Below are 10986 nucleotides of genomic sequence, written 5' to 3'. Positions count from 1 at the left end.
GCCAGCAAGAAAAGCCAAATGAACAACAACCATTACAAGAGGTGGTGCCAATGGCACCAAACCCTGAATTTGTTTATTGCCCACCTATGTCGCCTTATCTTGAGATAATTTATCGCGATAATGATATTGTTGTGCTTAATAAACAAAGTGGTTTACTAACGGTTTCAGGCCGTTTACCCGCTCATAAAGACTGTTTACAAAGTCGAGTCAATAAAGTGCTACCAACGGCAACTGTGGTTCACCGACTTGATATGGCAACATCAGGTATCTTGATCATGGCGTTGCACAAACCTGCACATGTTGCGATTAGCCGAATGTTTCAACAACGTGAAACAAAAAAAAGCTATATTGCCCGTGTCTATGGCCATATGAAAGATGATAAGGGTTCGGTAGATCAGCCGCTTATCTGTGACTGGCCAAATCGTCCACGACAAATGGTTGACCATGAACGCGGTAAACAATCGCTGACCCATTACCAGGTATTATCTCGAGACACTGATGCTAACTCGGTGCCCAGTACCCTAGTGGAGTTAACCCCGATTACCGGGCGTTCTCATCAACTGCGTGTCCATATGTTATTTTTAGGCCATCCTATCTTGGGTGATAGATTATATTCACATGAGTCAGCGGTTACTGCAAGTTCACGGTTATTATTACATGCGCAGATGTTAGAGCTAGCGCATCCTTGTACCGAGAAGACGCTCACGTTCAAAGTTCCTTGTCCGTTTCTTTAATGAATTTTTTTTGTTAAGAAAATAAAGTATTTGCCGATAATTGATCACTAGTCTATAAAACAATTTTCGGTAAGTGCTTGCCGCTGCAATTATCTAAGGAACTTATGTCTTTCCGTGTTTTAGTTTCACTCATCATTTTTTGTCTTTTTAGCAGCAGTACTGTTAATAGTTATGCGTTGCCCTACCAAGAAGAAAATACAACCAAAAAGCAACAAGAGCCAGAGCAGAAAGACACCACAAAAGCAGAAGATAAACCCGGTGATACCACCAAGATAGTCATTAAAAAGCGTCCAGAAATTCTTGCCCCAATTAACTCCCTACAGCAACAAGAACAAGACCTGACACATTACTTAACCGCTGACGAAATAACACCGATGTTAGCGGGCGCACAAGACTTTATTACCCTTATTAATGAAAATACCGCCAGTAATCAAAAAGGGGTGATGATACTGCTGCCTGATTGGGGAATGACCGCAATAAGTAGTAACGCCTTAAATTATTTACAAACAATCCTACCGACCCAAGGTTGGACAACAATCACTATTCAACCGCCAAGTAGACCCTTAGGTTATCCTTCAAGAGCATTAAAACTATCAATGCAACTCGAAGAGGATGATAAAACCTTACTTGCACACCAAGAATATCTGACGGCTATGATGACGGCAGTGATGAATAAAGCTAAAGATTATCCGGGAATATTTGTTGTGGTATCGCAAGGCAGTCATGCCATATTACTGGCCAATTTATACAGTACCGGCAAACTCAAATCACCTAGTGCCATGGTAATGCTCAGTGGATATATGAATACCGCAGCAGAGAGTCTCTCATTTGCTAAAATACTGGCGAGCAGTGAGTTTCCTGTTTTAGATATTTACCTGTCAAAAGAACAGCAATTAGCAACGTCTGCCGCCTTAATTCGTAAAGCACAAGCAACTAAAGAAATGAAAGTGTATTACCGACAAACTCAACTACACAACAATCAAATTGGTTATTACCCTGAAAAAGCGCTATTAAGGTCGATAAATGGCTGGCTTAAGTCTATTGGCTGGTAACATCCGCCATAAGCTCAAGCGCTGCTCTCAATAGATTATTTCCACGTTAGCTGCAATCAACAAAAAGCCCCCGCTGACGTTATCCTCAGCGGGGGCTTTTTAATGGTCAATAAAAGTTAATTCATTGCCTAACGATCATCAGCAGAGTAAATAGCACTTATAGCTTAAACTCTTGCACTGATTGTTGTAATTCTTCAGCTAATTTAGCGACTTCATTACTTGATTGCGCAGTTTGTTGTGCACCCGCCGTTGTTTGCTCGGCTATCGCAACAATAGACTCTAAATTGACGCTAATCTCATGAGCGACAACACTTTGCTCTTCAGCAGCAGCGGCAATTTGTGTACTTTTGTCAAACGCTTCATGAACTGAATGAGTAATAGTTTGTAGCGCTTTCTCTGCTTCTTCGCTTTGCTCTACACAATTTGCTGCTTGTTTTTTACCGGTGTCCATAACGCCAACAGCTCGTTGAGCACCTGTTTGCAGTACCTCAATCATGTTTTGTATTTCTTGCGTAGACACTTGCGTTCTACTTGCAAGCGTTCTTACTTCATCAGCAACAACGGCAAAACCACGACCTTGTTCTCCGGCACGAGCGGCTTCAATAGCGGCGTTTAATGCCAGTAAATTAGTCTGCTCGGCAATGCCACGAATAACGTCAAGAATACCGCCAATAGAAGCACTATCTTGCTGTAGTTTATTGATAACCTGTGCAGCTTCTTCAACTTCGTCAGCAAGTAAGCCGATAGTTTGGCGATTGCGTTCAGAAATAATTTTAATACGTTTAGCTTCATCATCGGCTTGCTTTATTTCGCCTAATGTATCGTTAGCACTTGATAAAACACTTTGAGAAGTACTGCTCATTTGCGTTGTTGCTGAAGCAGCTTGTTCAACTTGTGAACGTTGTTCTGCAATAGCAATAGTCCCTTGTGCAGTTACCGCTGAAGTTTCTTCTGCAGCAGTTGCTAGTTGAGTAGAACGACTAACAATACCCTGAATAAGATTACGCAAACTATCAATTAATAAATTACAGTTACGTGAAAGTTCAGCAAATTCATCTTTACCACTTTCATCTAACTTATGCGATAAATCACCCGAAGCAACGATGTTAAGCATTTTATTAACCAAACTTAATGGTCGGGTGATGCTAAGTAGTGTGAACCAAGCAATACCGATTGCGGCAACAATTGAAAAAATCATAATACCTATGGTTTGTGAATTACCATCGGCCACTTTTTCTTGTACAAGTTTGCCAGCAGCTAACGCAGTTTCATTAGCCAGATTCACTTGCTTTTCCAAAATAGCATTAGCTTTTTTAATGTTACTTTCTGCAGCATCTAGGTTTTCAGTTGCAGTTTTAAGGGCAAGTAATTGTTTGTTTTTATGAAAAAATATATCATTATTTGAGTTAATTAAGTCGGTTAATTCATTTAAAGCAAACGTCAAATCATCGGCTACATCTTCGCCACCACGATTAGATAACTCGGAAATGATATCGGTAAATGATTTATTTACATCGACAAAGCTGTTCGATATTTGGTTACCCACTAAATCCGTTGATGACTTATCGATTAAACCTCGGTATTCAAGTGCTGAACTTACTAGCCCATTAAGTAACGTTTCGATGCTCTCACCTAAGCTCACAGCTCGCTGAAGTGAAGTATCAGCTAAGTCATGGTCGGCAAGATCTAATAACATCGTTGCAGCATCATCGGCTTTGTCTTCGAGGTTAGCGATTTTTTCTCTTAAAGTAAGCGCTTGATTAATGCTGGTTTGTCGATTGCTAAAAACCAATCCTATCTGTTGTTCTAGTTCTGCATAAACTGCATCGACTTCACTAAGATTAGACAATAATGAATTTTCATTTTGAAGCACTTGCTTTAATTTTTTTAGCTCAGTAGAGAAATCGTCTTTATCTTGATTATACGCCATAAGATTATTATTAAGTGGCGTTAATTCGGTTTGATAGTAAGCACGTAACGTAAGGTTACCTATTTGCGTTAAGGTATTAGCAAGCTTATTACTGCCTTTTAAAGTAGGGATCGCCAGCTCACTTTGTTGAACTGTAGAGCCTTTAATTATATTTAAATTCCATAAAGATATAGCACTAGTTATTACTAGTAAAACTGCAATAATGGTAAAACCACCCATTATTTTCATTGCTACCGTTAAATTCATAAATGTCACCGTGTAAATAGATAGTATTGAGTAAGAGTGTAAACTATATTAATTGCGACTTCCTTGAATGCGGTCCTATATTTTCAAAGCCTATAATCATAGTTTATTTATCATTATTGTCGATTAGATTATCGGTTAATATTGTAAACACTTAACCATTAATTTTATTATAACAAGCTTAAGCTATTTTTCATCTTTAGTTATTGCTTTATCATAAGTTTTTTTATCTTTGTTTTACACTGTGGCAATGTTCGGTAAATAACTGCTTGTCAGACCATCGTAACAGCGTTAAATGTCCGCCCCAGACACAACCGGTATCCAGTGCATAAATATGTTCAACTGGACAGTGCCCCATTAATGAAGCCCAATGACCAAATATCCAACTATAATTTTTTTCCTTTTCTGCAAACTCAAACCAAGGCTTTATATGGGCAGGTGCTTGTTCAACGGAAAGCTTGCATGAAAACTCTAAGCCATAATCGAGTTGGCAATAACGCATTCTAGTCAGTGAGTTAACTGTCACTCGAAACTTTTCATCGGCTGATTTGGCCAAAGACCACAGGTTGGGCTCTTCACCGTACATTATGGCTAACCAATCATTTCTTAGCGCTGAAGCTAACTTGCTATTCACATCGTTTGCTTGTGCCATAGCTTCTGCCGGTGTCCAAAAGGGTGGCAAACCAGCATGACTCATATAAACATTTTCATTGGGTAGTTTTTGGATCAGGGGTTGCTTTGCGAGCCAATCCATTAGCTCATCAACGTCTGCAGCCGCTAATAATTCATCAAAAAAATCACTAGCTTTTGCTTTTTTTAATCCGCCGTAAATCGCTAATAAGTGCAGGTCGTGATTACCTAAAACCACTCGAGCACTATTACCCAGTGCTTTTATATATCTTAGCGTTTTTAAGGAGTCAGGACCTCTGGCAACCAGATCACCCGCTAACCAAAGCTGGTCAGTTTCAGGAGAAAAGGCAACTTGGGCAAGTAAAGCGCGTAATTCATGGTAACAACCTTGAATATCTCCAACAAAATAAATCGCCATAAAGCTAACTTTCGCGCTTAGTTTAAAATATTCGGCTGGGCTAAGCCAAAAACAGGTATCTCAACTTGTTGCAAGTCTCTATCGTCGCTTAGCATTTGATAATGACCCTGCATAGTACCAACCGGCGTTTTTAGGATACAACCGCTGGTATAAGTGTAAGTGTTTTCTGGCGCGATGATCGGTTGTTTACCAATAACGCCTTCGCCAGCAACGGTAGAGGTATTATTGTCACCATCGGTAATCAACCAATAACGCGATAATAATTTAACAGACTTATTGCTATTATTGGTAATACTAATGGTATAACTGAACACATAGTTCTTTTCGTTTTCAATCAATTGTGCGGCAATATATTCAGTTTTAACGCTCACCGAAATATCATATCCGATGGCATTTGACTCGACAGTGCTTAACGTTGAGTTTTCCTTCATAATTCAACCGGATTATCGGTTAAGAAGTTTGCCAGTTTAATATAATCACTGATCGGTAAGTTCTCCGCGCGAAGTCTTGCATCAATACCCAAATCCGCTAATTGTTCAACCGTAAATAACTTTTTAAAACTATTACGTATGGTTTTTCTGCGTTGGTTAAATGCTGCCAAACAAACTTGGTTCAGCGACTTAATATCTTTTACCGGATTTTTAATCTCACCATGAGGAATTAATCTCACGATGGCAGAGTCAACCTTAGGCGCTGGTTTAAAAGCTTCTGGGCCTATTTGCATAACAGGAATAACCTGACACTGATACTGTGTCATTATTGAAAGTCGGCCATAAGCTTTGCAATTTTCACTGGCTGCCATGCGCTGAACCACTTCTTTTTGCAGCATAAAGTGCATATCTTTCACGCTATCTTTAAAGGTCAAAAGATGAAAAATGAGTGGCGTAGAAATATTGTAAGGTAAGTTACCAAAAATTCTTAAAGGTCGCTCTGCAGTCGCTATCTCACTGAAATCAAATTTTAAAGCATCGGCTTCATAAATAGTTATTTTATCAGCAATAAAAGGATGGTGGCGTAAACGATGGGCAAGATCTCTGTCAAGTTCAACAACAGAGATAGCGCCGGCTCGGTCAATAACGGGTTCAGTCAATGCGCCTAAACCAGGACCGATCTCGATAAGATTTTCTCCAGGCTCAGGGTCAATAGCATCAACAATTTTACTGATCACACCTTCGTCATGTAAAAAGTTTTGTCCAAAGCGTTTTTTGGCTTGGTGGCCTAAATGAGTTTTATTATTCATGATTGATTATTTGCTAATTTAATGGCTGTGGTGATTGCTTCAATAAAGCTTCCTGGGTCAGCTAAGTTGGTACCGGCTAATTCAAGCGCTGTACCGTGATCTACCGAGGTTCGAACAAAAGGTAAGCCTAAGGTAATATTAACCGAAGCACCAAAGCCTTTATATTTTAAGACGGGCAAGCCTTGATCATGATACATAGTTAAAATCGCATCAGCATCACTTAAGTACTTCTCTTGAAAGATAGTATCCGCAGGTAATGGCCCAATAAGTTTAATGCCTTCCTCTCTTAATACATTTAAGGCTGGGATCATCACATCAATTTCTTCTCGACCTAGATGTCCATCTTCTCCTGCATGAGGGTTTATGCCGCATACGTAGATTTTGGGCTCATCAATACCAAATTTATTAATCAGGTCGGTATTTAAAATACGGGTTACTTTTTGTAAACGTTCTGCGGTGATCGCTTTAGAAACATACGCTAAAGGAATATGCGTTGTTACTAATGCCACTCTTAAACCTTCTGTTGCCAACATCATCACAACATCAGCACAATTAGCTTGGCTAGCAAAATACTCAGTATGACCACTAAAAGCGATACCGGCTTTATTGATTAACCCTTTATGCACTGGGCCAGTGACAATAGCATCGATTTCACCAGAGATATTTTTTTCACTGGCGATTCTTAACGTTTCAATAACATAGCTGCCATTTTCAGGGTTGAGCTCGCCAGGAATACAAGTATCAGCCATATCAACAGACAGTATCGTTAGTGTGCCTGCTTTTTGTGGCTTAGCCGCTATCGAAGCATCGTAATCAATAAATGTAAGTGGTAAACCTAAAACTTCAGCGCGCTCTTGCATTAACTTCTTGCAAGCAATCACCACAAGTTCAACCGGCCAATCTTGCTGAGCAATGAAGATGGTTAAGTCTGGGCCAATTCCTGCAGGTTCACCTGGCGTGATGGCAATACGCTTTATCATTATTTTGTATCTCGACTAAAAATCTCTACATAGGCTTCGTCACGAAGCTCTTTAATCCAACGCGCACTTTCTAGGCCAAACTTTCTATTGAACAAAATGCGACGTGCTTTGCTTTCATTCATTTGCTCTGTAGCATCAAGCGTTCTTCGGTCGGTTAATTGCGCTAAGTGCCAGCCAAATGAAGTTCTAAACGGTTTATGCATTTCATTAATTTTCAAACGAGATAACGCAGCCTTAAAAGTAGGATCGTAAACATCGGGGTCTGCCCAGCCTAAATCACCACCTCTCACTGAGGTAGGTCCGTCAGAATACTCTTTCGCTAAGTCAGCAAAATCAGCTTCTCCAGCGTTTATTCTATCCATAAGGCCTTGCAGAATACTTTCAGCTTTAGCTTCACTTAAGATAACAGAGGGTTCAATCAGTATGTGTCGAGCTTTCACTTCCTCTACTTCAACGATTTGTAAACCACGAATATCTATAATTTTCACAATACTAAAACCTAAGCCAGTGCGTACAGGTCCTAAAATCGCTTCTTTCTTTTCTCCGTCAACAATTGAAGAGAATAATGTTGGTAATTCATTGATATTTTTCCAACCTAAATCACCACCTTGTAATGCGTTTGTGCCACCTGAAGAAGCAATAGCAATTTTTGCAAAGTCACTGCCATTGTTAAGTAATTCAATCACTTTTTCAGCACGAACCTTAGCGGCATTCATATCATCTTGGCTTGGATTAGCAGGGAACTCGATAAGTATATGCCCTAAGCGATATTCAACATCAGTATTGATTTTTTCTTCCATAGAAGAAATTAAATTCGCCACGTCTTGTGGTGAAACATAAATACGGCGACTGACACTATTACGACGAACTTCTCCCGAAATAAGCTCAGTTCTGACAATTTCACGATACTTGTCGTAATCTGTACCATCCTTAACAAGGTTTTGACGAAACTGCTCTAACGTTAATTTGTCTTCTTTAGCCATATTAGTTAGCGTTTCATCAAGTTGTGCATCACTCACTTGCACACCCATACGTTCACCCAACTGAGTGATCAACGCATCGTTGATCAGTTTTTCAGTAACCTGCGTTCTTAGCGCTTTATCTGAAGGTAAACTTTGATCATTTTTTAATGCTTGTTTTTTTATAGTTTCGATTAAGTCTCTTATTTCAGATTCTAAGACAACACCACCATTTACAATGGCTGATACTCGATCAAGTTCAATTTGTTGTGCTTGTACTGGAAAAAAAGATGTTATCGCCAAAGCGCTTGTTAAAAGTAAAAATTTCAATGATTTTTTCATGTATCGTCTATTTCTTATATTTAATTATTGAGAAAGTAAGGGCGTTTGTAGCCAAATATACTTGAGTTGAACATATCTGTAATGTCTTTTGTTCTCATGCTAAATCTTAGCATAAAACCATTGTTGAATTCATCGCGATTTTTATTATTACTCGACGGTTCATCAAAGTTTGCCGTGATATAACGATGATAGGCAAAACTCAGTGACCAACAGCAACTTTGATACTGTAAACCCGCATAAGTTTCTATGCTTCGGTTTTGCTGTAAGTCTTGAGTTATTCTACTAATAACTTGCCAATTTTTATTTATACTGACATTCCCCGCTAAAGATAATTGCTCTAATGTAATACCTGAGACATCGCGAGTGTATCGATGGTTCAATTGTATTGTTTGATTTTCACCAAAAAGATAGTCAATGCTGGTTTGGCTCTTGTTGGTAACATCATCTTCAGTGTTATATTGAATATCACTACTAAATTGCCACTTCCTATTGATACGGGCGTAAACTTCTGCCGCTAATGCCGAGGCATCAGCTACAATTCCTTGATTTTCTTCAAAGGTAAAATTACTGTCATTAAGATAAACAATTCTCCCTAAACTCACTCTCAGTTGTTCTTGGTTGGCACTATCGAGTAAACGGCTAGTTACCCCCCAGGAATATTGATTAGCTTGAGCTATCCTGTCTAAACCACTAAAGCGTTTATCACGAAATAGACCGTTATAATCATCTTGTAGCGTGGTGGTATCATATAGCCCTATATTACTTTGATCTTTTTCAGGAATATAGAGATATTGCAGTTGCGGTTCTAAGGTTTGTGTAAAACTGTTGCCCCAAAAATGAGTTTGTCTATCAAAATTAACCCCACCATGAAAACGTACTTTAGGTAATGTTCTACTGACACTTTCTTCGAGCTCACTTTTCAAGGGAATATTATCTTGTTGATAATGGGTTTGTAATATTTTAAATTCTGAATTCAAAAACCAAGCTGGCGTAACCATAGGAAAAGTAAAACCCGCCTCAACATGATAGCGCTGCGCGGTTGCTTGAGTTTTATCTGCATTGTCAAAGTTAGTGACTTCTGAATAGACATCAAATAATCCATCTAAAAAATCAATTTTTTGATGACTGGCAAGTTCGAGTTGAGCAAGTGCTTTATAGTTCGTTTTATTATCACCGAGTACTTCAAAATCTTGTAATTTCACCTTAGCTTGCCAACTATCAGCAAAATAAGCCAATTCGCCGGTTTGATATAAGTACGCATCATTATCATTGTAGTGCTTACTGCCAATATCAACTAAATAGTTATCATCACTAATGGTCGTATAATCAACGAAGGCGCGAAATCGTTCTGAAAAGGTACCAACATGTTGCATCCGCACTAAATAACGGGCATCGGTACTATTTTCTTGTTCATTGTCTTGATCTAAATATTCGAGATCAAATTGACCTTGTTGTTCTTCATGCAAATAACGAAACTCTGTCATTAATTGACTACCGCGTTTTAACATATATTTCGGGGTAATGGTCGCATCAATATTAGGGGCTATATTCCAATAATATGGAATTGACGTAGTAAAACCTGATTTACCTGAATTACCAATTTCAGGATATAAAAAACCAGATTGTCTATCATCACCAATAGGAATAGTAAAATAAGGCAGGTATAACACCGGCACATTAAAAACCGAAAACCTAGCATGATAAGCTTCTAAATAACTTTCATCTTTCGAAATGTTAATTTCACTGGCATTCATTTGCCAATCCGGTGAGGCGCCATAACAAGTGGTAAAAGAAGAATCAATTAATGACAAGGTACCTTCTTTGGACACAGCAATGATACCCGCGCCACCGTGTCCTGCTATTCCAGCCAATTGATACTGAGTATTTTTCAATGTGGTCGCGCCAAGCGTTTCACTTATGTTCAATTGGTCAGCAAAAATATCAATGCCTTTATTTTGAAAATGAATATCGCCCGTGGCATTAACTGATGAACTTTCTCTATTAAGCTCAACCTCATTAGCAAGAATTGTCTGCTGATTGTTAATCAACATTACATTACCGGTAAATTTTGCGACTTTATTTTTATTAATGCCCGATTTATCAGCTAAAATAGTGATCGCTTTACTCTTTTCAATAGATTGGGCGGCAGTTAATTGTGGGTAAGTCGGTATAGGGCATTGAGCCATATCATCGAGAATATCGGTAACTTGTTGAGCAAAGCTATATTTAGCCATTGATATACAAGTAATTATTAAAATTAAATAGCGCGGAAATGACATTAAAAGTCCGATAGATGAATGATTAAAGCAATAAAGATAAAAGCGAGCCACATTTTATACTCAAACACTTAGATAATATAGCAATTTTCTTTAGGGTGCTAATTCGGTATATTGGTAATACGGGTTGGCATTGCTCATTTATGCCCTCACCTAAGATAACTATTAGTACCATTTACTTG

General features: G+C 38.7%; 9 protein-coding genes. 2 read left to right on the top strand and 7 right to left on the bottom strand.

The features are described 5' to 3' along the window. The first annotated feature begins 50 nt into the window (after nt 1–50). Both ESZ26_RS10000 and ESZ26_RS09995 read left to right on the top strand, forming a co-directional pair. Nucleotides 51–734 carry a pseudouridine synthase gene (locus ESZ26_RS10000; RefSeq protein ID WP_146799561.1) on the top strand — a complete coding sequence of 228 codons (684 nt, stop codon included), beginning with the start codon at nt 51–53 and terminating at the stop codon, nt 732–734. Between the two features lie 104 nt (nt 735–838). Then, nucleotides 839–1786, top strand: coding sequence for a DUF3530 family protein (locus ESZ26_RS09995; protein ID WP_146799488.1), 948 nt, complete (start codon nt 839–841; stop codon nt 1784–1786). Nucleotides 1787–1943: 157 nt separating this feature from the next. Here ESZ26_RS09995 and ESZ26_RS09990 read toward each other — a convergent pair whose 3' ends face one another. The 7 genes from ESZ26_RS09990 to ESZ26_RS09960 all read right to left on the bottom strand — a co-directional run bounded on the left by ESZ26_RS09990 (nt 1944) and on the right by ESZ26_RS09960 (nt 10762). Beyond that, nucleotides 1944–3962: a methyl-accepting chemotaxis protein gene (locus ESZ26_RS09990; protein ID WP_146799487.1), complete on the bottom strand. Its 2019-nt coding sequence runs from the start codon at nt 3960–3962 to the stop codon at nt 1944–1946. A 223-nt stretch (nt 3963–4185) separates the two neighbouring features. After that, nucleotides 4186–5007 carry a symmetrical bis(5'-nucleosyl)-tetraphosphatase gene (locus ESZ26_RS09985; protein ID WP_146799486.1) on the bottom strand — a complete coding sequence of 274 codons (822 nt, stop codon included), beginning with the start codon at nt 5005–5007 and terminating at the stop codon, nt 4186–4188. A gap of 17 nt (nt 5008–5024) precedes the next feature. Beyond that, nucleotides 5025–5438: a Co2+/Mg2+ efflux protein ApaG gene (gene apaG / locus ESZ26_RS09980; protein ID WP_146799485.1), complete on the bottom strand. Its 414-nt coding sequence runs from the start codon at nt 5436–5438 to the stop codon at nt 5025–5027. Further along, on the bottom strand, nt 5435–6247 hold the full coding sequence (gene rsmA / locus ESZ26_RS09975; protein ID WP_146799484.1) for a 16S rRNA (adenine(1518)-N(6)/adenine(1519)-N(6))-dimethyltransferase RsmA: 813 nt from the start codon (nt 6245–6247) through the stop codon (nt 5435–5437). The genes apaG and rsmA overlap by 4 nt, the downstream gene beginning before the upstream one ends. Beyond that, entirely contained in the window at nt 6244–7227 is a 984-nt protein-coding gene (gene pdxA, locus ESZ26_RS09970; protein WP_146910715.1) for a 4-hydroxythreonine-4-phosphate dehydrogenase PdxA, read from the bottom strand. Before pdxA ends, rsmA begins: the two co-directional genes overlap by 4 nt. Further along, entirely contained in the window at nt 7227–8528 is a 1302-nt protein-coding gene (gene surA, locus ESZ26_RS09965; protein WP_146799482.1) for a peptidylprolyl isomerase SurA, read from the bottom strand. Before surA ends, pdxA begins: the two co-directional genes overlap by 1 nt. 20 nt (nt 8529–8548) lie before the next feature. Continuing rightward, complete coding sequence (locus ESZ26_RS09960; RefSeq protein WP_170246350.1) at nt 8549–10762, bottom strand: LPS-assembly protein LptD; 2214 nt, start codon at nt 10760–10762, stop codon at nt 8549–8551. Nucleotides 10763–10986 lie beyond the last annotated feature (224 nt).

The organism is Colwellia hornerae (genome assembly GCF_007954355.1).
Classification (GTDB): domain Bacteria; phylum Pseudomonadota; class Gammaproteobacteria; order Enterobacterales; family Alteromonadaceae; genus Colwellia_A; species Colwellia_A hornerae.
This window is presented reverse-complemented; position numbering and strand designations above follow the sequence as displayed.

What these genes read in the sequence shown, in the direction of transcription:
- ESZ26_RS09990 (WP_146799487.1), bottom strand. Translation starts at nt 3,962, where the DNA reads ATGAATTTAACGGTAGCAATGAAAATAATGGGTGGTTTTACCATTATT.
- surA (WP_146799482.1), bottom strand. Translation starts at nt 8,528, where the DNA reads ATGAAAAAATCATTGAAATTTTTACTTTTAACAAGCGCTTTGGCGATA.
- apaG (WP_146799485.1), bottom strand. Translation starts at nt 5,438, where the DNA reads ATGAAGGAAAACTCAACGTTAAGCACTGTCGAGTCAAATGCCATCGGA.
- rsmA (WP_146799484.1), bottom strand. Translation starts at nt 6,247, where the DNA reads ATGAATAATAAAACTCATTTAGGCCACCAAGCCAAAAAACGCTTTGGA.
- pdxA (WP_146910715.1), bottom strand. Translation starts at nt 7,227, where the DNA reads ATGATAAAGCGTATTGCCATCACGCCAGGTGAACCTGCAGGAATTGGC.
- ESZ26_RS10000 (WP_146799561.1), top strand. Translation starts at nt 51, where the DNA reads ATGGCACCAAACCCTGAATTTGTTTATTGCCCACCTATGTCGCCTTAT.
- ESZ26_RS09985 (WP_146799486.1), bottom strand. Translation starts at nt 5,007, where the DNA reads ATGGCGATTTATTTTGTTGGAGATATTCAAGGTTGTTACCATGAATTA.
- ESZ26_RS09960 (WP_170246350.1), bottom strand. Translation starts at nt 10,762, where the DNA reads ATGGCTAAATATAGCTTTGCTCAACAAGTTACCGATATTCTCGATGAT.
- ESZ26_RS09995 (WP_146799488.1), top strand. Translation starts at nt 839, where the DNA reads ATGTCTTTCCGTGTTTTAGTTTCACTCATCATTTTTTGTCTTTTTAGC.